This is a genomic window from Rathayibacter sp. AY1F9 (assembly GCF_002932155.1).
Lineage (GTDB): Bacteria > Actinomycetota > Actinomycetes > Actinomycetales > Microbacteriaceae > Rathayibacter.
This window is the reverse complement of sequence record NZ_PSVA01000017.1, coordinates 1-22,391: the sequence shown is the minus strand read 5'-3', so window position 1 is coordinate 22,391 and position 22,391 is coordinate 1. Positions and strand designations below refer to the sequence as shown.

Here is a 22,391-nt window from a genome sequence, read left to right as displayed (position 1 = left end):
CGCGTGGCCCCCACTCCGGAGAGCGGCTCCGGCCACGGCGCGGTGCGCGAGAGCGCCGCCGTCTCGCACGTCGGCAGGATCCGCTCGAACAACCAGGACTCCGGCTACGCGGGCCGGCAGCTCTTCGTCGTCGCCGACGGCATGGGCGGCCACGCGGGCGGCGACGTCGCCTCCTCCATCGCGATCAAGCGCATCGCGGAGGCGGACCGCGTCTACGCCTCCACCTACGAGGCCGAGGACGAGCTCAAGCGCACCCTGCTGGCGGCCAACACCCTGCTGGCCGACGCCGTGGTCGACCACCCCGAGCTCACCGGCATGGGCACCACCGTCAGCGCGATCGCCCGCGTCGGCGAGTCGGTGGCGATCGCGCACATCGGCGACTCCCGCATCTACGTCCTCCGCGACGGCCGGCTCGAGCAGGTCACGACGGACCACACCTTCGTGCAGCGCCTCGTCGACTCCGGCCGCATCACGGAGGAGGAGGCGATGACGCATCCGCGCCGCTCCGTCCTGATGCGGGTCCTCGGCGACGTGCACACCAACCCCGAGATCGACACGCTCACGCTCGAGACCGAGCCGCACGACCGCTGGCTGATCTGCTCCGACGGCCTCTCCGGCGTCGTCCCGCACGACGAGATCCTCAAGGAGCTCAGCCGCGACGAGACCGCCCAGCAGGTGGCCGACCGCCTGATCCGCGACAGCCTCTCGCACGGCGCCCCGGACAACGTCACCGTCGTCGTCCTCGACATCCCCGGGGCGGGCGACACCGCGCGCATCCTCGCCCCCGTGGAGGAGCCGGTGGTCGTCGGATCCGCCGCCGCGCCCACGCCCTTCAGCACCGACGACTCGCAGAACCGCGTCCGGATCCCCGGCCTCCGCCTGCACACCCGCGCTCCCGCCGCGCAGGGCCCCACCCACTTCGAGCCCGCGTCCGAGGACTACCTCGACGAGCTGATCGAGGAGGACCGCCGCCGGCACCTGCGCCGCCGCATCACCTGGCTCGTCGGCCTGTCCCTCGTGCTCATCATCGGATTCCTCGGGATCCTCTTCGCCTACGACTGGACGCAGTCGCGCTTCTACGTCGGCACCGACGGGGACACCGTGATCATCTACCAGGGCATCCAGCAGTCGGTCGGCCCGCTCTCGCTCTCGGAGGTGAAGGAGGACACGGGCATCCCGCTCGACTCCCTCCGCGCCTACGACGTCGAGCAGCTGGAGCAGACGATCAGCGCCGACTCCTACGCCGGCGCGGTCGACATCGTCGAGCGCCTCACGGACGCGAACGGAGCACCATGACGGACGCCGCCACGGCCACCGCCCGCCCCGCCCCCGAGCGGCAGGGCTTCTTCCGCCAGAAGCTGCGCAATCTCGAGCTCCTGCTCCTGATCGGCGCATGCCTCATCGACGCCGGCGCGATCGTGCTCGTGCAGCTCGGCGCCCTCGGCTCGATCGACACCACGCTGGTCTCGCTGGGCGCCGGCCTCTCGGCGCTCGTGCTCGCCGTGCACGTCGTGCTGCGCTTCGCGGCCCCGGCGGCCGACCCCTTCCTCCTCCCGATCGCCACCGTGCTGAACGGCCTGGGCGTCGCCGAGATCTACCGGATCGACATCGCCGACGGCGCGACCGGCTGGGAGTCGGTGGCGGTGCGGCAGATCTTCTGGAGCGCCCTGGCCGTCGTGGCGGCGATCGTGGTGCTGCTGGTCATCCGCAACCACCGCGTGCTGTTCCGCTACACCTACGTCGCCGGGTTCGCGGCGATCGTGCTGCTCCTGCTGCCGCTCCTGCCCTTCATCGGCCGCGAGGTCAGCGGCGCGCGCGTGTGGATCGGGATCGGCGACGTGGCGAGCTTCCAGCCCGGCGAGATCGCCAAGATCGCCCTCGCGGTCTTCTTCGCCGGCTACCTCGTGCGCAACCGCGACTCCCTCTCGATGGTGGGCCGCACCGTCCTCGGGATGCGCTTCCCGCGCCTGCGCGACCTCGGCCCGATCCTGGTGGTCTGGGCGGTCACGATGGGCGTCATCGTCTTCCAGCGCGACCTGGGGACGGCTCTGCTCTACTTCGGCCTGTTCCTGGTCATGCTCTACGTCGCGACCGGCCGCACCAGCTGGGTCCTCATCGGCGTCGGCCTGTTCCTCGGCGGCGCGCTGCTGGCGAGCCAGACGCTCGACTACGTGGGCAACCGCTTCGCCAACTGGCTCGAGCCCTTCAGCGCCGAGCGCTACGGGGCGGATCCGGGCGGCAGCTACCAGCTCGTGCAGGGCCTCTTCGGCCTCGCGCACGGCGGGCTGCTCGGCACGGGCCTCGGCCAGGGGATGCCGGATCTCACGCCGGTCCCGCAGTCCGACTACATCATCGCCAGCCTCGGCGAGGAGCTGGGCCTCGCCGGGCTCTTCGCGATCTTCGGCCTCTACCTCCTGCTGGTCTCGCGCGGGTTCCGCATCGGCTTCGCCGGGCAGGACGACTTCGGGCGCCTCCTGGGAGTCGGCCTCTCGTTCGTGATCGCTCTGCAGTGCTTCATCGTCATCGGAGGCGTCACCCGTGTCATCCCGCTGACCGGCCTGACCACGCCGTTCCTCGCCGCCGGCGGCTCCTCCCTCGTGGCGAACTGGATGATCGTGGCGGTGCTGCTGCGCCTGTCCGACACAGTCCGCAGTCAGCCTCGTCTGGTGGTGTGATCCGTCGATGAACCGAGAACTCAAACGGGTGAGCCTCGTCGTGCTGACGATGTTCGTGGCACTCTTCCTCTCCACCACCACCATCCAGGTGATCCAGGCCGACTCCCTCGACGAGGACGGCCGCAACACGCGGACCCTCTACGAGAGCTTCTCGACCGAGCGCGGTGCGATCCTCGCCGGCGGTCAGCCGATCGCCTCCTCGACGCCGTCGGACGACCTCTACAAGTTCCAGCGGCAGTACGCGAACGGCCCGCTCTACTCCGCCGTGACCGGCTACTTCACTCTGAACCAGGGCACCACCGGCATCGAGCGCACGCTCAACGACTACCTCTCGGGCACCTCGAACTCGCAGTTCTTCGACGAGATCAACAACCTCGTCACGGGCCAGGACCCGAAGGGCGCGTCGGTCGAGCTCTCGATCGACCCGGTCGCCCAGCAGGCCGCCTTCGACGCGCTCGGCGACTACACGGGGGCCGTCGTCGTGACGGAGCCGGCCACCGGCCGCATCCTCGCGATGGTCTCGAAGCCCACCTTCGACCCCACCGCGCTCGCCTCCCACGACACCGACGACGTCCTCGCCGCCTACCGGGCGCTGAACGACGACTCCTCCGAGCCCCTCGTGAACCGGGCCATCGGCGGCTCGCTCAACCCGCCCGGCTCCGTCTTCAAGCTCGTCGTGGCCTCGGCCGCCCTCGAGTCCGGCCGCTTCACGGCCGACTCGAGCTTCCCCAACGTCGAGTCGTACACGCTGCCCGGCTCCTCGTCGCAGGTGATCAACTCCGGAGGCGGTCTCTGCGGCTCCGGAGAGACGGTCACGCTGGCCACCGCCGTCTCGCTCTCCTGCAACGTCCCGATGGCCGAGATGGGCGTGCAGCTGGGAGCGGACGCGATCCGCTCGCAGGCCGAGAAGTTCGGCTTCGACACCGAGCTCGAGATCCCGATGTCGGTCGAGGCGAGCACGTACCCGACGAAGACGGACGACGCCCAGACGGCCCTCACCGCCTTCGGACAGTACGAGGTGCGTGCGACGCCGCTGCAGATCGCCATGGTCTCCGCGGCGATCGCGAACGGCGGCGAGGTGATGCAGCCGAACCTGGTCGACTCGATCCGCTCGCAGGACCTCAGCGTGCTGCAGCAGTTCCAGGAGAAGTCGCTCGGCCGGGCGGTGAGCACGCAGACCGCGGACGCCGTCAAGGCGATGATGGTCGCCAGCGTCCAGGGCGGCGCGGCGACGAATGCAACAATAGGGGGCGTCACTGTGGCCGGTAAGACCGGTACCGCCGAGAACGGCGGGGACGACCCGTACACCCTCTGGTTCACCGGCTTCGCGCCTGCGGACGACCCGCAGTACGCCATCACCGTGCTCGTGGAGAACGGTGGAGGGCTCGGCCAGACCGGGTACGGCAACCTGATCGCCGCACCCATCGGACAACAGGTACTAGAGGCGGTGCTGAACAAATGAGACCCACGACAGGCCTCACCTTCGGGGGACGCTACGAGCTGCAGTCCCGGATCGCCATCGGCGGCATGGGAGAGGTGTGGCAGGCGACCGATCTCGTCATCGGCCGCACCATCGCGATCAAGATCCTGAAGGACGAGTACCTCGGCGACCCCGGATTCCTCGAGCGCTTCCGCGCCGAGGCCCGCCACGCGGCGCTGGTCAACCACGAGGGCATCGCCAACGTCTACGACTACGGCGAGGAGGACGGCTCGGCCTACCTGGTCATGGAGCTCGTCCCCGGCGAGGCGCTCTCGACCGTCCTCGAGCGCGAGCGCGTCCTCTCGACCGACAAGGTCCTCGACATCGTCGCGCAGACCGCGCTCGCCCTGCACGCCGCGCACGCCGCCGGCCTCGTGCACCGCGACGTGAAGCCGGGCAACCTGCTCATCACGCCGGACGGCCGCGTCAAGATCACCGACTTCGGCATCGCGCGCATCGCCGACCAGGTCCCGCTGACGGCGACCGGGCAGGTCATGGGCACGGTCCAGTACCTGTCCCCGGAGCAGGCGAGCGGCCAGCCCGCCTCCCCCGCCACCGACATCTACTCGCTGGGCATCGTCGCGTACGAGTGCCTGGCCGGGCGCCGCCCCTTCACGGGCGAGTCGCAGGTCGCCATCGCAATGGCGCAGATCAACGACACCCCGCCGGAGCTGCCGGTCACGGTCGCGGAGCCGGTGCGCAATCTCGTCTACTCCTGCATCGCCAAGAAGCCGGCCGACCGCCCCGCCACCGCCGCGCACCTCGCGCGGGCGGCCCAGGCGCTGCGCTCGGGCGACGTGCGCGGAGCGGCGCTGGCCGTCCCCGCGGTCCTCAGCGACCTGCCCGCGACGCAGGCGACCACGGTCCTCCCCTCCAACCAGGGCGCGACGCAGGCGACCACGGTGCTCCCCTCCGGCGCGCCCGCGGCCGCGGCCGCCGCTCCGTTCGTGCCGATCGAGGAGCCGCTCGAGGCCTCCGAGGAGCCGCGCAGGCGCAGCCCCTGGACCTGGCCGCTGATCGCCCTCATCGTGATCCTCGCCGTCGTCATCGCGGGCACGATCTTCGCCCTGACGACCGGCGGGAGCAGCGACCCGGCCGCCTCCCCCACCGCGACGACCAGCACTGCCCCGTCGCCGACGCCGTCCGAGACTCCGAGTCCCACGCCGACGCCGACCTCGAACACGGTCGTCATCGACAAGGCCGACTACGTCGGGCGCTCCTTCGACGACGTCGAGACCGAGCTCGAGGCCCTGGGCATGGGCGTCCGCCGCGCGGACGGCCCGAGCGCCCCCACCGCCGAGCAGGTCGGACTCGTCGAGGACGTGAACCCCACCGCGAACGTGGTGAAGGGCACGACCATCGAGGTCTCCGTCTTCACCGAGGTCGCGACCCCGGACGCACCGACCGCCGTGCCGACCGTCACCCCCGCCGCCTCCAGCGTCGAGGCGGGCGCGACGTTCAACGTCACCTGGAGCAACTACAACCAGTGCCCGAGCGGAACCTCCGTGAGCGGTTACCGGGTGACCGCGACCGGCGAGGGCGCGAGCGTGACGAGCACCAACCCGTCGAACTCGACGACCGCGACGATCCAGGCCGGCACCACGGCGGGCACGATCGACGTCACGTACACCGTGCTCTGCGGCGAGTCGGAGTCGGCGGCCTCGCCCACCCTCTCCGTCACCGTCGAGGAACCGGCTCCGACCCCGGCGCCGACCCCCACCTCGAAGGCCACCTCGACGCCCACCCCCTCCGAGTAGCGGCGGCGCGCCGGGCCGGGGCACCGCTCCGGCCCGGCGCCTCGCGGCCGTCGCGTCGCGCCCCCGCCCGGAACACCAGGGGCCCATAGGTACACTTGCCGTGGCTCCTCGGGGCCGCACCACACGGAAGTACAGGGCGGGAGCGTGCGCGTGACGGATGAGGGTCGCCTGATCGCGGGACGGTACCAGGTCGGGCCCCGGCTCGGCCGCGGCGGGATGTCCGAGGTGTACCTCGGCACCGACACCCGGCTCGGCCGCACCGTCGCCATCAAGGAGCTGAAGCTCTCCCTCTCCTCCGACTCCGCCTTCCGCCTGCGGTTCCGCCAGGAGGCGCAATCCGCGTCGCGCATGTCGCATCCCACGATCGTCCGGGTCTTCGACGCGGGTGAGGAGGTCTCGCTCGACGACAACGGCGCCGAGTCGCGCCGGCCCTTCATCGTCATGGAGCACATCGAGGGCCGCCTCCTCAAGGACCTGATCGCGGAGGGCCCCCTCGACGTGGACGAGGCCGTCCGCATCACGGAGGGCATCCTCACCGCCCTCGAGTACTCGCACCGCGCAGGCGTCGTCCACCGCGACATCAAGCCCGGCAACATCATGCTGACCCCGTCGGGCCAGGTGAAGGTGATGGACTTCGGGATCGCCCGCGCCGTCTCCGACTCCGCCGCCACGGTCGCTCAGACCACGGCGATCCTCGGCACCGCGGCCTACTTCTCCCCCGAGCAGGCGAAGGGCGAGCAGGTCGACGCCCGCAGCGACCTCTACTCCGCCGGCATCGTGCTCTTCGAGCTCCTCACCGGCCGTGCGCCCTTCCGCGGCGACACCCCGGTGGCCGTCGCCTACCAGCACGTCAGCGAGACGCCGCCGGCGCCGAGCTCCATCAACCCGGCCGTCACCCCAGCACTCGACGCGGTCGTCGCCCGAGCACTCTCGAAGGACCGCTACGAGCGCTTCCAGGGAGCTGCGGAGTTCCGTGACGACCTGCGCGACGCCGCCGCCGGACGCCTCCCCGACCACCGCCCGATCGACGAGCTGACCACCTCGCTCTTCGCGGCCCGCAGCCAGGGCGGAGTCAACGACTCCGAGCTCGCCCTCCGCCAGCTGGCCGAGGACAACTCGATCGTCCGCACCCAGCGCCGCCCGCCGGTCCTCTGGATCTGGTCCTCGATCGTCGTGCTGGCCGTGATCGTCGCCGCACTCGTGATCTGGGTGCTGACGCTCCAGCCCGCGTCGACGCTGCCGTCGCAGTCGCGCGAGGTCCCCACCCTCACCGAGACCACCTACGACAGCGCGCAGTCGACCCTGACCGAGCTCGACCTCGTGCCGAGCCAGGTCGCGGAGTACAGCTCGACCGTCCCCGAGGGCGAGGTGATCCGCACGGATCCTGGCTCGGGCACGATCGTCGCGCCCGAGACGGTCATCCGCATCGTCGTGTCCCAGGGCCCCCAGCCCGTCGCCGTGCCGGACACCGTCGGGCAGAGCCTCGCCGAGGCCATCGACGCGCTCACCGCCGTCGGCTTCGTCGAGGGCTCCCAGACCCGCGAGAACTCGCCGACCGTCCCGGGCGACGTCGTGCTCTCCGCCTCCCCCGGAGCGGGACAGCAGGTCGCCCCGGGCACGCCGGTCGACCTCACGGTCTCCTCCGGCCAGGTCACGCTCCCCGACCTCGTCGGGACGTCCCTCAGCAGCGCACTGGCCACCCTCGCCTCCGAGAAGCTGCAGCTCGTGGGGGTCGAGGTCCCGGACGAGACCTGCGACGCGACCCGGGCGAACCCGCCCATCACGACCCAGTCCCTGGCTCCGGGCGACGTCCCGCAGGGATCGACCGTCCAGCTCGGATACTGCGCGGGCTGACCCGGCCTGCAGCCCGCTGCGGCTGCGGCGTCGGCCGACGGTGCCCGGTGGAGGCCGGGTCGCTGCTCTGCGCGCCGAGAAGGGCTCGTCCGGACGTTGCTCGTCGGGTTCGATGCTCCACGGGGGCCGACGGCCCCGAGCTGAACGGCTAGGCCCTGCGCGCGTCGGCGAGCGGGGGCTGGAGCAGCACGACCTCGCCGGCTGCCGATCCATCGGCGGGGCGCGCGATCCTGCCGCGGATGTCGCTCGGGGTGAGCCCCTCGCGGCGCTTGAGCGCACGGCGGAGGTGGTCCGCCGAGGAGAATCCGGACGCGGCGGCGATCGCCTCGAGCGGGACCTCCCGCGGGCGGCGGCGCAGGAGCTCCACGGCGCTGGCGACCCGGGATCGCTCGATCTCGCTCGCGACCGTGGTGCCCGCATCCTCGAAGAGCCGCTGGAGGGAGCGGGTGGACACGTTGACCGCGTCGGCCACCGCCTCCGGAGTGCAGCGCGGCGTGCGGTGCGTCCGGTCGATGACCGTGCGCGCGCGCCCGAGCGTGGCGGCTCGCACGCTCGTGGTGCCGGGCTGCGAGCTCGCCGCCGCGAGGAACGCGCTGGTGAGGAGCTGCTTGACCACGTGGGCGAAGCCGGTGACCTCGCCCTCGCCGGGCAGCCCCGTCCCCGACTCCGCCGCGAGGGCGAAGGCGGTCGTGAAGGCGTACGCGGCGCGGGTGGACCGGGCGTCGGGGTCGAGCGCGTAGACCGGGGCCGACGTGTCGAAGCCGTAGCGGCGCATCTCGTCGGCGCGCAGCGAGAGGTGGAGGATCGTGGCCGGAGTCGTCGACTCGGTCGTGAACGTCGTCGTCCCCTGCTGGTACGAGATCGAGCCCGGACGCAGCAGCACCGTTCGGTCCGGGGCGACCATGCGCACGAAGCCGTCGATGAGGAAGCTGAAAGTGAGGAAGGAGGTGTCGTCGGCCGGCCACGTCCCGCGGAGGACGCGCAGAGGCGAGACCGTCATCAGCACGACGCTCAGATCGGCGGTGCCGAATCCCGAACCGGTGATGCTCGGAACGGTGCCGGGTTTGACGACGATGCGCGGTCCGAGATTCTCGAGCTCTCGGATTCCCGAGAAAGCCCAGGAGATCGATGCGACCATCTGGTCCCCCCGGACTTCTCTTGTGGCGCCGACCCCCTGTCGACGCCCTCTGATTATGCAGCGAAAAGGGGCCGCATCCTCCGCCGGGAGCCCGTCAAATCCCGCCACCTGATCGGGGGGTGCGCAAGGGGGTGGACAAGGTCACGCTCATACCCTGTCGCGGCGTTCTCCTCCGCCCGCCGTCATTTAGCCGTCAGATGGCGGATTTCTACGTGAGAACGCACTCAGGGCGGCATCCCCGTTCGGGGGACGGTGGTCGCTGATCATTCTCAATGCTTCCGACTCGATAACGAGCCCGATAAGCCCGGCGAATTCCGCCTCATCGAGCCGGGATCGAGAGTCCGGGCGTGTCGTCGGCCGATACGGATGCTCCGCCCGGCCTCACCTCGCGCAGCCAGTTCTCGAGAAGGCGCCGCCCGCCCTCGGTGAGGACCGACTCCGGATGGAACTGCACGCCCACGAGCGGAGCACTCCGGTGCCGGACGGCCATGACCACTCCCTCCGGTGTCCGCGCCGTCACCCGCAGCTCCTCGGGAAGGCTCTCACCGTCGACCGCGAGCGAGTGGTACCGCATCGCGGCGAATCCGGAGGGCAGGCCGTCGAAGAGCGGATCTCCGTCGTGGAGGACCGCGGACGTCCGGCCGTGCAGCAGCTCCGGCGCCTCCGTGACGCGGGCGCCGAGAGCGTGGGCGAGCACCTGGTGGCCGAGGCAGACTCCGAGCAGCGGCCGCCCGGTCGCCTCCGCCCGCTGCACGAGCGCCGTCGACGCGGGGACGTCCTCGGGGCGGCCCGGTCCGGGTGAGACCAGGACTCCGTCCGCCTCCTCCGCGAGAGCCAGGAGCGCCGTCGTCCCGAGGTCGTCGAACTCGACCACGTCGACCTCGGCACCGAGCTCGCGGAGATACGAGACGAGCGTGAAGACGAAGCTGTCGTGGTGGTCGACGACCAGGATCCGCGGGGCCGCGCCGCCGGTCACGAGCCGACGGTCACGTTCCGGTCGAGCACGAGCGACTGCACCCAGGGGAACACCCACTCGTCGAGCGCGACCAGGACCGCCGCGACGAGGACGAGGACGATCAGGAGCCGGACCCACCACGGCCCGGGCAGAAGCCGCCACAGCGCTGCGTACACGGTCAGCCCTCCTGAGCCAGCGAGGCGGCGATCTCGGCGGGGGCGCCCGCGGACCGCGGCTGGAACGAGTCGAAGACGCCGTACGCGATGATCCGCTCGGCCGTCGAGTAGAGCGGGTTGCAGCTCGTCAGCGTGATCAGGCGGTCGGTCGGAGCCGCGTCCGGAGTCCACGGAACCGGGTCGATCACCTGGACGTCGGAGGGCTGGACGTACTCGAGGTTGCGGAAGCGGTAGGTGTACCAGCCGTCCGCCGTCTCGATGTAGATCGGATCGCCGAGCTGGAGCTCGTCGATCAAGTGCATGCCTCCGCCGTACGCGCTGCGGTGCGCGGCGAGCGCGAAGTTGCCGGCCTGCCCGGGCATCTGCGTCCCGGGGTAGTGGCCGATGCTCCCCTCGTCGAGCACGTTCTCGGCGTCGATGCCCTCGGCGATCGTGCGCACCCACCCCTCGCCGTAGCGCGGGATGTAGAGGTTGCCGAAGGAGGTGTCGAGGGCGGCGACCGACGCGACGACCGGCTCCGTCGGGGCGGCCTCGGTCGGCTGCGGTGCCGGAGAGGAATCGCCCCAGGTCTCGCGGAGCTCCGCGGCCTGCGTCGTCTGCCGGCCCGCGATCACCGCGTCGTTCCACCAGAGCTGCCAGGCCAGGAAGAGCAGGACCAGGACGCCGGCGGTCATCAGGAGCTCGCCGACGACTCCGAAGAACGAGAGTCGTCGGACCGGGCGGGCCCTCCGTCGCTTCGCTCGCGGCCGCAGAGCCGCCCCGTCGGGGTTCTGGGCGGTCATGCGACGAGTCTAGGCGCGAGCCGTGACCGGCTGTGGCGCATGATCCGGACCTGTGGAGAGCCCTCCCGAGTCGCCGCCTGAGGAGGGCCGATGGGACCACTCGAGCGCCTGCACCGGCCGCTCCGCGAGTCCGCACAGCACCCGCGCAGCCCCGGCGCTCCCGGCCCGGAGCCTCCGCCAGGTACAGTGGTCGGCATGGCACGAGCGACGAAGAGCCCGAAGCCCGAGCGCGACGAGGCCCGGACCGGCGAGAACGCACCGAATCCGGTCTGGTTCAAGCCGGTGATGTTCGGCTTCATGCTGCTCGGACTCGCCTGGATCATCGTCTTCTACGTGAGCCAGGGCACCCTGCCGATCCCCGATCTCGGCAACCTCAACATCCTGATCGGCTTCGGCATCGCGTTCATCGGCTTCCTGATGACGACGCGCTGGCGCTGAGCCTCCCCCAGTCGTGAACGACGCCCCGTCCGGTCCGCCGACGGGGCGTTCGTCGTCGGTGGAGCGTCTGCGCACCGCCGGCTGCGTCTTCGCTGAGGAGGAGGCGGGCCTGCTCGAGGAGGCCGCCGACTCCCCCTCCGACCTCGAGCTGCTGCTCCGTCGCCGCGAGACGGGCGAGCCCCTCGAGCAGATCCTCGGCTGGGTCGCCTTCCGCGGCCTGCGCGTCCCCGTCGCACCCGGCGTCTTCGTGCCCCGCGTGCGCACCGAGTGGCTGGTCGACTGCGCCCTGGAGGTCCTCCCGGACGGCGCGGTGTTGCTCGACCTCTGCTGCGGATCCGGCGCGCTCGCCCGGTCGATCGCGGAGGAGCGGCCGGACGTCCGCCTGCTCGCGGCCGACCTCTCCCCCGCCGCCGTCGCCTGCGCGCGCCGCACGCTCGCAGGCCGCGGCGACGTCCACGAGGGCGACCTCTTCGACGCGCTCCCCCGGAGTGAGCGCGGGCGGATCGACGTCGTGGTCGTCAACGCCCCCTACGTCCCCACCGCGGCGATCGCGCTCATGCCGCCGGAGGCCCGGGTGCACGAGCCGATGCTCACGCTCGACGGCGGGTCGGATGGGCTCGCCCTGCACCGCCGTATCGCTCAGGAGGCGGGGGCGTGGCTCGCACCCCACGGCGTCGTCGTGATCGAGGTCGGCGCGGATCAGGCCGCGGCGAGTGCCTCGGCGTTCCAGGCGGCCGGGTTCGCCACCTCGCTGCACCGCGACAACGACCGTGAGGCGACGGCCCTGGTGGCCGTCCGCCGGAGAACTACACCGCTGTAATTATCCCCAGCTGTGGAATCTCCTGTGGAGAACTCCGCGGTCCCCGCCGCGCTGGCCTGCTCGAGGTGAGGAGGGCCCGGATCCGCACCAGTCCGCCGGTCCTCGGACGCGCCGCCGTCCCCGGATCGTCCTCCCGAGGAGGACACCCGGGACGTTCTCCCCAGTGTTAACAACTCTGTGGATAACTTCCTCCCCACCTGTTGAGAGCACCTGTGGACAGCGGTGGAGACGGTCGCCACGGGAACGACGAAGCGGCGGGCCCGGGAGTGCGCGAGGCACTGCCGGACCCGCCGCTGCGGGAGGGGGAGGGATCAGCCGAGGACGTAGGCGCCGGCGGTGATCGCGACCAGTCCGACTCCGATGAGCCCGACGAGGAGGTTCTGCGTGCGCCGCTGGGCGCGCTGCCGCGTCTTCGTGAAGACCAGCCCGATGAGCGCGCCCGCCACCAGACCGCCGACGTGCGCCTGCCACGCCACGTTCATCCCGGGCAGGAAGCCGATGACGAGGTTCAGTCCGACCAGCACCAGCAGCTGCGACGCCTGACCGCCCAGGTGCCGGAGGATCACCAGGTACGCGCCCATCAGCCCGAAGATCGCACCGGAGGCGCCGATCACCGGGGTCAACGGGTTCGCGAGGAGCAGGACGCCCACCGATCCGGCGAAACCGCTCAGGAGGAAGAGGGTGAGGTAGCGCCCGCGGCCCAGCATGCGCTCGAGCACCATGCCGAACACCCACAGCGTGTACATGTTCAGCACCAGGTGGAACGGGATGACGATGAAGAGCGACGTGCTGTGGAGGAACACCGAGGTGAGCATCCGCCACGGCTCGAAGCCGGCGCCGAAGCCGGGGAGCGTGTAGGCGGGGGCGTACAGGAGCGCGTTGACCGCCGGCCCGCCGACGAAGGGGAGGATCTCGACGATCCACAGCACGATGCAGAGCGCGATGATCGCGTAGGTCACCGTCGGCTGGTCGGCACGGGTCATGGCCCGCACGCGGGAGAGGAGGGGACCGCGGGTGCGCGGTGCGGTGGCGCGCTGCTGCGCCATGTCGTCCGGGCAGATCACGCCGACCGGAGCCGGCGTCTGGCACTCGCCGCAGATGGTGCGGCCGCACCGCTGGCAGCGCACGAAGCTCTGCCGGTCGGGGTGTCGGTAGCAGGAGTAGATGCTGCTCGGCGGAACCTGGGTCACGGACGTGCCTCCGGGGAGAACGAGGGCCGGGCCCTGACGGACCCGGCCCTCGAATGAGTGGTGGATGAGGCGATCAGACCTCGGTGATCTCGACGCTCTCGATCACGACGTCCTCGAGCGGCTTGTCACGGCCGTCGGTGGGAACAGCCGAGAGCGACTGCACGAGCTTCTTCGACTCCTCGTCGGCGACGGCGCCGAAGATGGTGTGCTTGCCCTGGAGCCAGGTGGTCGGCGCCACGGTGATGAAGAACTGCGAGCCGTTGGTGCCGCGGCCCGCCTGCTTGCCGGCGTTCGCCATCGCGAGGATGTAGGGCTGGGTGAAGTCGAGCTCCGAGTTGATCTCGTCGTCGAACTGGTACCCCGGGCCGCCGATGCCCTGGCCGAGCGGGTCGCCGCCCTGGAGCATGAAGTCGGGGATGATGCGGTGGAAGACGGTGCCGTTGTAGAGCGGCTCCTTCGTCTTCGCACCCGTGGCGGGGTGGGTCCACTCGATGTCGCCGGTCGCGAGACCGACGAAGTTGCGGACCGTCTTGGGAGCGTGGTTCCCGTAGAGGTTGACGACGATGTCGCCCTTGTTGGTGTGGAACGTCGCGACTGCGGTGTGCAAAGGCATGCTCGGATTCTCGCACAGCGCGTCTGTAGGCCCCTGCAACGCCCGGTGTCAATGCGCTGGGTGCGCGATGCGGACGCCGATCGATGAGTGGCAGTATTGAGGCGTTCGCTGCTCGTAGCCGATGGAGGACCAACATGGGTCTGTCACGTAAGCACAAGAAGGACCTCAAGCGTCTTCGCAAGAACGCCGAGGCGGTCTGGGGCGAGCAGCAGGAGGTGCTGGCGCACGCGGCCTCCGTGCTCGAGAAGAGCCGCCGCCACGCGTCGAAGTACGCCAAGAAGGAGCTCGTCCCCTTCGTCAAGGACACGTACGACTCGCGCGTCAAGCCGGTCTACGACAACGGCGTCTCGGCCGTCGAGGGCACGTACTCCTCGGCCCGCCACGCCTACAAGCACAAGGTCGTCCCGACCTTCGCCGCTGTGGGCGGCACGGCCGCCGCCGCCTTCGAGGCCGCCAAGGACTCGAAGAACCGCGCGAAGCTCGCCGAGATCTCGAAGGCGCGCTGGGAGGAGCTCACCACTCCCCCGAAGAAGAAGAGCAAGGTCGGCACGGTCTTCGCGATCGGCGCCGCGCTGGTTGCCGTCGGCGGCATCGGCTACGCCGTCTGGCAGACGTTCCGCGCCGACGACGAGCTGTGGGTCGCCGAGGACGAGCCGCAGAGCGCCGCGCAGAACGCGGCCTCGACCGCTTCCTGACGTTCTCGTCGCTGGAGCCGGGCCCCTCAAGGGGTCCGGCTCCTTTGCATGCCCGGGTTAGGCTTCTGCGGTGGACATCCGGGTCGCCGCGTACGGCGTGATCATCGACGGTGAGCGGATGCTGCTCGCGCACTGGAGCCAGGGCCCCTGGTCGGCCTGGACGCTTCCGGGCGGCGGGATCGACGAGGGCGAGTCGCCCGCCGACGCCGCGGTCCGCGAGATCTTCGAGGAGACGGGCTACCGTGCCGAGCTCGAGGCCCTCATCGGCGTGGACTCGCACGTGATCCCCGCGCACCGCCGCAGCGACCCCGAGGCCGGCCCCCTGCACGCCATCCGCGTCGTGTACCGCGCCCGCATCGTGGGCGGGGAGCTCACGCACGAGGTGGACGGCTCCACGGACGCCGCCGCCTGGTTCCCCCTGAGCGACGTCGAGGAGCTGGAGCGCGTCGAGCTCGTCGACGCGGCCCTCACCATGAACGAGGCCTGGCTCCTCCGCTGACGGTGCCCGGGAATCCCCGGCCGCGCCCCGGCGTTCCCTTCGTCGTGATCGTCGAGCTCTACACCTCCGCCTTCTGCGGCGCCTGCCATGCCGCGCGCTCGGTGCTGGAGCGCGCCGCGGAGCTCGTCCCCGCCGCCGAGATCCGCGAGCGCGACGTGGCCTTCCACCCCGTCGAGGCCGAGGCCGCCGGCATCCGCTCGACCCCCACGGTCGTCGTGCGGGACACGGCCGGAGAGGTGGTCTTCCGAGCGGAGGGCGCTCCCTCCCTTCCGCAGGCTCTCGCCGCTCTGGCCCTCGCCCTGCCCGCGTAGGGTGGCCGCGGGAGGACCCATGCACCGTCGCGCCGCGCTCGCGAGCACCGTCGTTCTGCTCGGCAACCTCGCGCTCTCGGGGTGCGCCTCCGAGGAGCCGGTGACCACGGCCGCGGTCGGGCTCGGACGGGGCGGCGAGCGAGGCGAGGTCCTCGGGGTCGTCGTCGTGTGCTCGGGGTCCGTCGACGGCCTCGACCTCGCCGCCTCCGACTCCGCCCCCCTGACCATCGGCGACGGGCTGCGGAGGGTCACCCGCTGGGTCTCCCCGTCCCCGGTCACGCAGCTGGGCGCGACCGACCTCTCCGGATCCACGGTCTGGCCGGCCGACACGGTGATCGAGCGGTTCCCGCTCGGCGTCGACCTCGCGCTGGGCGCCTACGCGACCGACCGCTCCGTGCTCGCCCGCCCGGTCGTCTTCACGGCCGAGCAGTTCGACACGCTCTCCGTCGGTGAGATCATCGTCGGCGACATCCGCGACGGCACGTCCGAGACCCTCTCGGTCCAGCAGTTCCTCGGCCTCGCCTGCGTGGACCGCTGAGCGGGCGACTCGGCCGTCCGAGTGGCGACCTCGATCGCGGGGACCGCACGGTCGGCGACAGGAGAGGCCGCCGAAGACCTCGACACGGTGACCCCGCGACGGCGGAGGACCCGGAGTGCCGTGGGCCGGTGGACCAGAAGGGCCGACGAAGGGGGAGCACCCGCGAGCGGGGAGGAAGTGTGGAGCCTAGGAGATTCGAACTCCTGACATCCTGCTTGCAAAGCAGGCGCTCTACCAACTGAGCTAAGGCCCCGGGCCGGAGACGGGGCGATCCGTCTCCGAGAGTCGAACGGCCCGCCACCGCGAGGTGACGGGCCGTTCGGACCGGGTGGGGGTACCAGGACTTGAACCTGGGACCTCTTCATTATCAGTGAAGCGCTCTAACCGCCTGAGCTATACCCCCGGAATGGCCAGAGGAGACTCTACCCGACATCGAGCAGGAATCCCAATCGGCCGGACCGTGCGCCCTACTGGTTGGTGAAGCCCACCAGGAGGCCGCCGGTGATCTTGACGCTGAGGTTGTACAGCAGCGCCACGATCGCGCCGAGCGCGGTGGTGACGATGGTGTTCAGCACCGCGACGACGATCGCGAAGCCCATGACCTGCGGCAGCGAGATGATCGTGTTGAGGTCGAACGCCTCGGCGCCGGCGATGTCCTGCACGAGGCCGTTGACCTCGTCGAACACTCCCGTCTGGGCCAGGACCGTGTAGACCAGGTAGACGACGACGATCGTGATGATCGCGAGCGTCAGGCCCAGCAGGAACGAGAGCTTCACGGCCGACCAGAAGTCGACGTAGACCAGCTTCAGGCGGACCTGCTTCGCCGCCGGGCTCTTCGCGGACTTCCTGGCGAGCTTCTCGGCGACGGTGCTACTCATCTACGGACCCATCCTCCTCCGACACCGGGGCGGACTCGGCCGGCGCCGCGGCGTCGGGATCCTCGTCCTGGGCGTCGAGATTGCGTTCGGTGTTCTTGGCGAGTGCGATGATGCGGTCGTCCTCAGCGAATCGTGCGAAGACGACTCCCATGGTGTCGCGACCCTTGGCCGGTACCTCGGCCACCGCAGAGCGTACCACCTTGCCGCTGGCGAGCACGACGAGCACCTCGTCGTCCTCTCCGGTGATGATGGCGCCCACGAGGTCGCCGCGCTTCTCCTCCAGCTTGGCCACCTTGATACCCAGCCCGCCGCGTCCCTGGAGGCGGTACTGGTCGACCGCGGTGCGCTTGGCGTAGCCGCCCTCGGTGACCACGAACACGAAGCCCTCGTCGCTGACGACGTTGGCGTCGAGGAGGCGGTCCTCTCCGCGGAACGACATGCCGCGGACTCCGGAGGTGGAGCGGCCCATCGGACGCAGCGCCTCGTCGGACGCGGTGAAGCGGATCGACATGCCCTTGCGGGAGACCAGCAGCACGTCGCTGTCCTCCTCGACCAGGAGCGCCGAGACGAGCTCGTCGCCGTCGCGCAGCTTGATCGCGATGATGCCGCCGGAGCGGTTCGTGTCGTACTCCGAGAGGGCCGTCTTCTTCACGAGGCCGTCGCGCGTGGCGAGCACGAGGTAGCGGGCCGCCTCGTAGTCGCGGATGTCGAGGATCTGCGCGATCTGCTCCCCCGGCTCGAGCGCGAGCAGGTTCGCGATGTGCTGGCCCTTGGCGTCGCGGCCGGCCTCCTGCAGCTCGTAGGTCTTGGCGCGGTACACGCGGCCGGTGTTCGTGAAGAACAGGAGCCAGTGGTGCGTAGTGGTGACGAAGAAGTGCTCGACGATGTCGTCGGCCTTCAGCTGCGCGCCGCGCACACCGCGGCCGCCGCGGTGCTGCGCCCGGTAGGAGTCGCTCCGGGTGCGCTTGAGGTAGCCGCCGCGGGTGACGGTGACGACCATCTCCTCCTCGGGGATCAGGTCCTCGACGCTCATGTCGCCGTCGAACCCGAAGAGGATCTCGGTGCGGCGGTCGTCGCCGAAGCGGTCGACGATCTCGTCGAGCTCGTCCGAGATGATCGTGCGCTGGCGCTCCGGGCTCGCGAGGATCGACTTGTAGTCCTCGATCTCGGCCTGGATCCGGTCGTGCTCGTCGATGATCTTCTGGCGCTCGAGGGCCGCGAGGCGGCGCAGCTGCATGTCGAGGATGGCGCGGGACTGCACCTCGTCGATGTCGAGCAGCTCCATCAGGCCGTCGCGCGCCTCCTCCACGGTGGGGGAGCGGCGGATGAGGGCGATGACCTCGTCGAGCGCGTCGAGCGCCTTGAGGTAGCCGCGCAGGATGTGGATCCGCGCCTCCGCCTCGTCGAGGAGGTACTGGGTGCGGCGCACGATGACCTCGACCTGGTGGTCGACCCACGCGCGGATGAAGCCGTCGAGCGAGAGCGTGCGCGGGATGCCGTCGACGATCGCGAGCATGTTCGCGCCGAAGTTCTCCTGCAGCGGCGTGTGCTTGTAGAGGTTGTTCAGCACCACCTTCGCCACGGCGTCGCGCTTGAGGACGACGACGAGGCGCTGGCCGGTGCGACCGGAGGTCTCGTCGCGGATGTCGGCGATGCCCGAGACGCGCCCGTCCTTGACCAGCTCGGCGATCTTGATCGCCAGGTTGTCCGGGTTCACCTGGTACGGCAGCTCGGTGACGACGAGGCAGGTGCGGCCCTGGATCTCCTCGATGGAGACGACGGCGCGCATCGTGATCGAGCCGCGGCCGGTGCGGTACGCGTCCTGGATGCCGCGGACGCCGAGGATCTGCGCACCGGTGGGGAAGTCGGGTCCCTTGATCCGCTGCAGCAGCGCCTCGAGGAGCTCCTCGCGCGTCGCGTCCGGGTTCTCGAGCGCCCACTTCGCGCCGGCGGCGACCTCGCGCAGGTTGTGCGGCGGGATGTTGGTCGCCATGCCGACCGCGATGCCGACGGAGCCGTTGACGAGCAGGTTCGGGAACCGGGCCGGCAGGATCGCCGGCTCGCGCGTGCGGCCGTCGTAGTTGTCCTGGAAGTCGACGGTGTTCTTGTCGATGTCGCGGACCATCTCGAGCGCGAGCGGCGCCATCTTGGTCTCGGTGTACCGGGGGGCGGCGGCGCCGTCGTTGCCGGGGGAGCCGAAGTTGCCCTGCCCGAGCGCGAGCGGGTAGCGGAGGCTCCACGGCTGCACCAGGCGGACCAGCGCGTCGTAGATCGCGGAGTCGCCGTGCGGGTGGAACTGGCCCATCACGTCGCCGACGACGCGCGAGCACTTCGAGAACGCCTTGTCGGGACGGTAGCCGCCGTCGTACATGGCGTAGATCACGCGGCGGTGCACGGGCTTCAGGCCGTCGCGCACCTCCGGCAGGGCGCGCCCGACAATGACGCTCATCGCGTAGTCGAGGTAGGAGCGCTGCATCTCGAGCTGCAGGTCGACCGGCTCGATCTTGTCGTGACCGTGGATCACCACACCGGTCTCGGTGACGATGTCGTCGCTCTCGTCCGGGCCGGTGGGGGTGGTGGATTCTTCTGCCATGATCTCTGGTCTCTCAGGTGGGTCCGTGCCCCGGAGAAGCGGGGGCGGCGGTCGCGCTGGGTGTCAGGTGTGCGGGCCGGTGAGGGCTACTGTCGTGTTCTGGTCGAGGATGCGGCCCATCGAGGGCCGCCGTCACGTGTTCGAGGTGGTCGCGAGGACGGTCCACTGGACCGCCCGGCCGCCGTCTTTCGAAGGACGTCCGCTTCCTCGACCACTAGATGTCGAGGAAGCGCACGTCCTTCGCATTCTTCTGGATGAAGGAACGGCGGGACTCGACGTCCTCGCCCATGAGAGTGGAGAAGATCTCGTCGGCCGCGGCCGCGTCGTCGAGCGTGACCTGGAGGAGGGTCCGCGTGGCGGGGTCCATCGTGGTCTCCCACAGCTCCTTGTAGTCCATCTCGCCGAGGCCCTTGTAGCGCTGGATGCCGTTCTCCTTGGGCATGCGCTTGTTGGTCGCCGAGCCGTGCGCGATCAGGGCGTCGCGCTCGCGGTCGCTGTAGACGTACTCGTGCGGGGAGTTCGACCACTTGAGGCGGTACAGCGGCGGCTGCGCGAGGTAGACGTAGCCGAGGTCGATCAGCGGGCGCATGTAGCGGAAGAGGAGCGTCAGCAGCAGCGTCGTGATGTGCTGGCCGTCGACGTCGGCGTCGGCCATCAGGATGATCTTGTGGTACCGCGCCTTGTCGGGGTTGAAGTCCTCGCCGATGCCGGCGCCGAACGCCGTGATCATCGCCTGGACCTCGTTGTTGCCGAGAGCGCGGTCGAGCCGGGCCTTCTCGACGTTGAGGATCTTCCCGCGGAGGGGGAGGATCGCCTGCGTCTCGGGATTGCGGCCCTGCACCGCGGATCCTCCCGCCGAGTCGCCCTCGACGATGAAGATCTCGGAGATCGACGGGTCCTTGGACTGGCAGTCCTTGAGCTTGCCCGGCATGCCGCCGCCCTCGAGCAGGCCCTTGCGGCGGGCGGTCTCGCGCGCCTTGCGCGCCGCCATGCGGGCCGAGGCCGCCTGGATCGCCTTGCGGATGATGTCCTTGGCCTGGCTCGGGTTGCGGTCGAACCAGTCGGCCAGCTGCTCGCCGGCCACGCGCTGCACGAACGCCTTCGCCTCGGTGTTGCCGAGCTTCGTCTTGGTCTGGCCCTCGAACTGCGGCTCGCCGAGCTTGATCGACACGACGGCGGTGAGGCCCTCGCGGATGTCGTCGCCCGAGAGGTTCTCGTCCTTCTCCTTGAGCAGGTTGTTCGCGCGCGCGTAGCGGTTGACCAGAGTGGTCAGCGCGGCGCGGAAGCCCTCCTCGTGGGTGCCGCCCTCGTGGGTGTTGATGGTGTTCGCGTAGGTGTGGACGCTCTCGGTGTAGGCCGTGGTCCACTGCATGGCGACCTCGAGCGAGATGCGGCGCTCGGTGTCCTCGGACTCGAAATCGATGATCTCGGAGTGCACGAGGTCCGACTTCTTCAGCGAGTTGATGTACTCGACGTAGTCGACGAGGCCCTTCTCGTAGTGGAAGACGTCGGTCCGGTCGCCCTCGGTCTCGTTCTCGCCCTCCCCCTCGAACTCGACCTCGTTCTGGTCGGTCAGCGCGATGCGCAGGCCCTTGTTGAGGAACGCCATCTGCTGGAAGCGCGCGCGCAGGGTCTCGTAGTCGAACTCGACCGTCTCGAAGATGCCGGCGTTGGGCCAGAAGGTGATCGTCGTGCCGGTCTCGTCGCTGGCCTCGCCCTTCTCGAGCGGGGCGTCCGGCACTCCGTCGGTGAAGCTCATCCGGTACACGGCGCCCTGGCGCTTGACCTCGACGTCGAGGCGCGTCGACAGCGCGTTGACCACGGAGGAGCCGACGCCGTGCAGGCCGCCGGAGACCGCGTAGCCGCCGCCGCCGAACTTGCCGCCGGCGTGCAGCACGGTGAGGACCAGCTCGACCGTGGAGATGCCCTCGGTCGGGTGCATGTCGACCGGGATGCCGCGGCCGTTGTCGGAGACGGTGACGCCTCCGTCGGCGCGCATCAGGATCTCGATGTTGTCGCAGTAGCCCGCGAGCGCCTCGTCGACGGCGTTGTCGACGATCTCGTAGACCAGGTGGTGCAGACCGCGCGGACCCGTGGATCCGATGTACATGCCGGGGCGCTTGCGGACCGCCTCGAGGCCCTCGAGGACCTGGATCTGGTTCGCGCCGTAGTCGCCGGACGACTTGGTCGACATGCTCTCGTGCGGAGCGGAGGGGGCTGCTGAGCCGTTCGCGTCCAGGTCGTTCGCTGCGGGTGACGTGGAGTCGTTCGGCTCGTGAGTCATAGCTGTGGAGTTCTCCTCTGACGGTCCGTCGCGACGCGCACGGTGATCTGGAGATCGCCCGCGCGGCGGCGTCACTGCGGTTCGGCGGCCCTCCATTCTACCGCGTGCCGGGTCGATCCGAAGCGCTGGACGGCGATCTGAGGCGCGAAAGATCGGCGGTCGACCGAAAATGCGTCCTCAGCCGTAGGTGTCGCGCGGACCACGCCCTGGAATCGACCTGGGACCCTTTTTCCAGTTCGGGACGTCCGGGCCCTGGAAACGGATCGACGCGATGCCCGCGTCGGGGAAGTTCACGGCGATGTGGTTCATGATCTCGATCCGCATCAGCCGGAGCTGCGTCGACCACGCCGTGGACTCGCACGCGACCGTCAGCACGCCGTCGACGACGCCCACCGGAGTCGAGTGCTTCGCGGTCTCCTCGCCGGCGATCGCCGTCCACGACGACATCAGGTCGCCCTGCGTCAGCGGCGCCGTCCAGCCGAGCTTCACGGTGAGGGAGTCGAGGACGTCGCCGAGGTCGTGCGGGTCGCGGCCCTTGCCGAACGGGATCGCGTCGCCCTTGGGCTCGGCGCGCTCGACGGTCTTCCGGATGCGGCGCGGGCCGTCGGCGCCGAACACCTCCTTGAGGTGGCGGTAGACGCGGGCGGCCTCGGAGTCGGGTGCGGGGGCTCCGCGGCGGGGGGAGTCAGCCATCGGCCGGCTCCGAGGCCGCCCG

The 22,391-nt window shown here is 70.4% G+C and carries 21 protein-coding genes and 2 tRNA genes; 11 read left to right on the top strand and 12 right to left on the bottom strand.

Annotation, left to right across the window (positions count from 1 at the left end):
- The first annotated feature begins 3 nt into the window (after window positions 1–3).
- From C5C37_RS11525 to pknB, 5 genes are all read left to right on the top strand, one after another.
- Window positions 4–1,296 (top strand): Stp1/IreP family PP2C-type Ser/Thr phosphatase, encoded by a 1,293-nt coding sequence (locus C5C37_RS11525; protein ID WP_244229533.1) that lies wholly within the window; start codon window positions 4–6, stop codon window positions 1,294–1,296.
- Window positions 1,293–2,675 carry an FtsW/RodA/SpoVE family cell cycle protein gene (locus C5C37_RS11520; RefSeq protein WP_104225777.1) on the top strand — a complete coding sequence of 461 codons (1,383 nt, stop codon included), beginning with the start codon at window positions 1,293–1,295 and terminating at the stop codon, window positions 2,673–2,675. Before C5C37_RS11525 ends, C5C37_RS11520 begins: the two co-directional genes overlap by 4 nt.
- Before the next feature lie 7 nt (window positions 2,676–2,682).
- The gene (locus tag C5C37_RS11515) at window positions 2,683–4,137 is read left to right on the top strand and encodes a penicillin-binding protein 2 (RefSeq protein ID WP_104232999.1); all 1,455 of its coding nucleotides are present in this window, start codon (window positions 2,683–2,685) and stop codon (window positions 4,135–4,137) included.
- A complete protein-coding gene (locus C5C37_RS11510; protein ID WP_104273226.1) occupies window positions 4,134–5,912 on the top strand; it encodes a protein kinase in 1,779 nt (592 codons plus the stop codon). The genes C5C37_RS11515 and C5C37_RS11510 overlap by 4 nt, the downstream gene beginning before the upstream one ends.
- Before the next feature lie 150 nt (window positions 5,913–6,062).
- Window positions 6,063–7,766: a Stk1 family PASTA domain-containing Ser/Thr kinase gene (gene pknB / locus C5C37_RS11505; RefSeq protein WP_104222663.1), complete on the top strand. Its 1,704-nt coding sequence runs from the start codon at window positions 6,063–6,065 to the stop codon at window positions 7,764–7,766.
- Window positions 7,767–7,914: 148 nt separating this feature from the next.
- On the opposite strand, the gene C5C37_RS11500 is transcribed toward pknB, so the two are convergent.
- The 4 genes from C5C37_RS11500 to C5C37_RS11490 all read right to left on the bottom strand — a co-directional run bounded on the left by C5C37_RS11500 (window position 7,915) and on the right by C5C37_RS11490 (window position 10,817).
- Entirely contained in the window at window positions 7,915–8,904 is a 990-nt protein-coding gene (locus tag C5C37_RS11500; protein WP_104273227.1) for a helix-turn-helix domain-containing protein, read from the bottom strand.
- Between the two features lie 319 nt (window positions 8,905–9,223).
- The gene (locus C5C37_RS11495; protein ID WP_104309312.1) at window positions 9,224–9,880 is read right to left on the bottom strand and encodes an aminodeoxychorismate/anthranilate synthase component II; all 657 of its coding nucleotides are present in this window, start codon (window positions 9,878–9,880) and stop codon (window positions 9,224–9,226) included.
- Window positions 9,877–10,035, bottom strand: a complete 159-nt coding sequence (locus C5C37_RS17535; RefSeq protein WP_167299010.1) for a hypothetical protein — start codon at window positions 10,033–10,035, stop codon at window positions 9,877–9,879. Before C5C37_RS17535 ends, C5C37_RS11495 begins: the two co-directional genes overlap by 4 nt.
- Before the next feature lie 2 nt (window positions 10,036–10,037).
- A complete protein-coding gene (locus C5C37_RS11490) occupies window positions 10,038–10,817 on the bottom strand; it encodes a class E sortase (RefSeq protein ID WP_104338964.1) in 780 nt (259 codons plus the stop codon).
- A gap of 195 nt (window positions 10,818–11,012) precedes the next feature.
- On the opposite strand from C5C37_RS11490, the gene C5C37_RS11485 reads away from it, so the two are divergent.
- Together C5C37_RS11485 and C5C37_RS11480 are read left to right on the top strand one after the other, a co-directional pair.
- Window positions 11,013–11,255: a cell division protein CrgA gene (locus C5C37_RS11485; RefSeq protein ID WP_104222667.1), complete on the top strand. Its 243-nt coding sequence runs from the start codon at window positions 11,013–11,015 to the stop codon at window positions 11,253–11,255.
- A gap of 13 nt (window positions 11,256–11,268) precedes the next feature.
- A complete protein-coding gene (locus C5C37_RS11480; protein ID WP_219814482.1) occupies window positions 11,269–12,075 on the top strand; it encodes a putative protein N(5)-glutamine methyltransferase in 807 nt (268 codons plus the stop codon).
- Window positions 12,076–12,386: 311 nt separating this feature from the next.
- On the opposite strand, the gene C5C37_RS11475 is transcribed toward C5C37_RS11480, so the two are convergent.
- Window positions 12,387–13,265: a rhomboid family intramembrane serine protease gene (locus C5C37_RS11475; RefSeq protein WP_104338962.1), complete on the bottom strand. Its 879-nt coding sequence runs from the start codon at window positions 13,263–13,265 to the stop codon at window positions 12,387–12,389.
- Window positions 13,266–13,338: 73 nt separating this feature from the next.
- Window positions 13,339–13,878: a peptidylprolyl isomerase gene (locus C5C37_RS11470; protein WP_104222669.1), complete on the bottom strand. Its 540-nt coding sequence runs from the start codon at window positions 13,876–13,878 to the stop codon at window positions 13,339–13,341.
- 134 nt (window positions 13,879–14,012) lie between these two features.
- Between C5C37_RS11470 and C5C37_RS11465 the strand changes: the two genes are divergently transcribed.
- The 4 genes from C5C37_RS11465 to C5C37_RS11450 all read left to right on the top strand — a co-directional run bounded on the left by C5C37_RS11465 (window position 14,013) and on the right by C5C37_RS11450 (window position 15,921).
- Window positions 14,013–14,573 (top strand): hypothetical protein, encoded by a 561-nt coding sequence (locus C5C37_RS11465; protein WP_104247539.1) that lies wholly within the window; start codon window positions 14,013–14,015, stop codon window positions 14,571–14,573.
- A gap of 70 nt (window positions 14,574–14,643) precedes the next feature.
- Window positions 14,644–15,072, top strand: coding sequence for an NUDIX hydrolase (locus tag C5C37_RS11460; protein ID WP_104222671.1), 429 nt, complete (start codon window positions 14,644–14,646; stop codon window positions 15,070–15,072).
- A 2-nt stretch (window positions 15,073–15,074) separates the two neighbouring features.
- The gene (locus C5C37_RS11455; RefSeq protein WP_258059325.1) at window positions 15,075–15,383 is read left to right on the top strand and encodes a thioredoxin family protein; all 309 of its coding nucleotides are present in this window, start codon (window positions 15,075–15,077) and stop codon (window positions 15,381–15,383) included.
- Window positions 15,384–15,402: 19 nt separating this feature from the next.
- Window positions 15,403–15,921: a hypothetical protein gene (locus C5C37_RS11450; RefSeq protein ID WP_104268819.1), complete on the top strand. Its 519-nt coding sequence runs from the start codon at window positions 15,403–15,405 to the stop codon at window positions 15,919–15,921.
- A 180-nt stretch (window positions 15,922–16,101) separates the two neighbouring features.
- Here the strand turns inward: C5C37_RS11450 and C5C37_RS11445 are convergent.
- From C5C37_RS11445 to C5C37_RS11420, 6 genes are all read right to left on the bottom strand, one after another.
- Window positions 16,102–16,174, bottom strand: a tRNA-Ala gene (locus C5C37_RS11445).
- Between the two features lie 76 nt (window positions 16,175–16,250).
- Window positions 16,251–16,324 (bottom strand) — tRNA-Ile (locus C5C37_RS11440).
- Between the two features lie 64 nt (window positions 16,325–16,388).
- Entirely contained in the window at window positions 16,389–16,799 is a 411-nt protein-coding gene (locus C5C37_RS11435) for a DUF3566 domain-containing protein (protein WP_104222673.1), read from the bottom strand.
- Complete coding sequence (gene gyrA / locus C5C37_RS11430) at window positions 16,792–19,392, bottom strand: DNA gyrase subunit A (RefSeq protein ID WP_104337102.1); 2,601 nt, start codon at window positions 19,390–19,392, stop codon at window positions 16,792–16,794. The genes C5C37_RS11435 and gyrA overlap by 8 nt, the downstream gene beginning before the upstream one ends.
- Before the next feature lie 214 nt (window positions 19,393–19,606).
- Window positions 19,607–21,586 carry a DNA topoisomerase (ATP-hydrolyzing) subunit B gene (gene gyrB / locus C5C37_RS11425; RefSeq protein ID WP_208543372.1) on the bottom strand — a complete coding sequence of 660 codons (1,980 nt, stop codon included), beginning with the start codon at window positions 21,584–21,586 and terminating at the stop codon, window positions 19,607–19,609.
- Window positions 21,587–21,853: 267 nt separating this feature from the next.
- Window positions 21,854–22,369: a DUF721 domain-containing protein gene (locus C5C37_RS11420; RefSeq protein ID WP_104338961.1), complete on the bottom strand. Its 516-nt coding sequence runs from the start codon at window positions 22,367–22,369 to the stop codon at window positions 21,854–21,856.
- Window positions 22,370–22,391 lie beyond the last annotated feature (22 nt).

Bases quoted from the DNA above. Each gene is read 5' to 3' on its own strand.
- C5C37_RS11520 (WP_104225777.1), top strand. From the start codon at position 1,293: ATGACGGACGCCGCCACGGCCACCGCCCGCCCCGCCCCCGAGCGGCAG.
- C5C37_RS11515 (WP_104232999.1), top strand. From the start codon at position 2,683: ATGAACCGAGAACTCAAACGGGTGAGCCTCGTCGTGCTGACGATGTTC.
- C5C37_RS11510 (WP_104273226.1), top strand. From the start codon at position 4,134: ATGAGACCCACGACAGGCCTCACCTTCGGGGGACGCTACGAGCTGCAG.
- C5C37_RS11500 (WP_104273227.1), bottom strand. From the start codon at position 8,904: ATGGTCGCATCGATCTCCTGGGCTTTCTCGGGAATCCGAGAGCTCGAG.
- C5C37_RS11490 (WP_104338964.1), bottom strand. From the start codon at position 10,817: ATGACCGCCCAGAACCCCGACGGGGCGGCTCTGCGGCCGCGAGCGAAG.
- C5C37_RS11485 (WP_104222667.1), top strand. From the start codon at position 11,013: ATGGCACGAGCGACGAAGAGCCCGAAGCCCGAGCGCGACGAGGCCCGG.
- C5C37_RS11470 (WP_104222669.1), bottom strand. From the start codon at position 13,878: ATGCCTTTGCACACCGCAGTCGCGACGTTCCACACCAACAAGGGCGAC.
- C5C37_RS11465 (WP_104247539.1), top strand. From the start codon at position 14,013: ATGGGTCTGTCACGTAAGCACAAGAAGGACCTCAAGCGTCTTCGCAAG.
- C5C37_RS11450 (WP_104268819.1), top strand. From the start codon at position 15,403: ATGCACCGTCGCGCCGCGCTCGCGAGCACCGTCGTTCTGCTCGGCAAC.
- C5C37_RS11435 (WP_104222673.1), bottom strand. From the start codon at position 16,799: ATGAGTAGCACCGTCGCCGAGAAGCTCGCCAGGAAGTCCGCGAAGAGC.
- gyrA (WP_104337102.1), bottom strand. From the start codon at position 19,392: ATGGCAGAAGAATCCACCACCCCCACCGGCCCGGACGAGAGCGACGAC.
- gyrB (WP_208543372.1), bottom strand. From the start codon at position 21,586: ATGTCGACCAAGTCGTCCGGCGACTACGGCGCGAACCAGATCCAGGTC.
- C5C37_RS11420 (WP_104338961.1), bottom strand. From the start codon at position 22,369: ATGGCTGACTCCCCCCGCCGCGGAGCCCCCGCACCCGACTCCGAGGCC.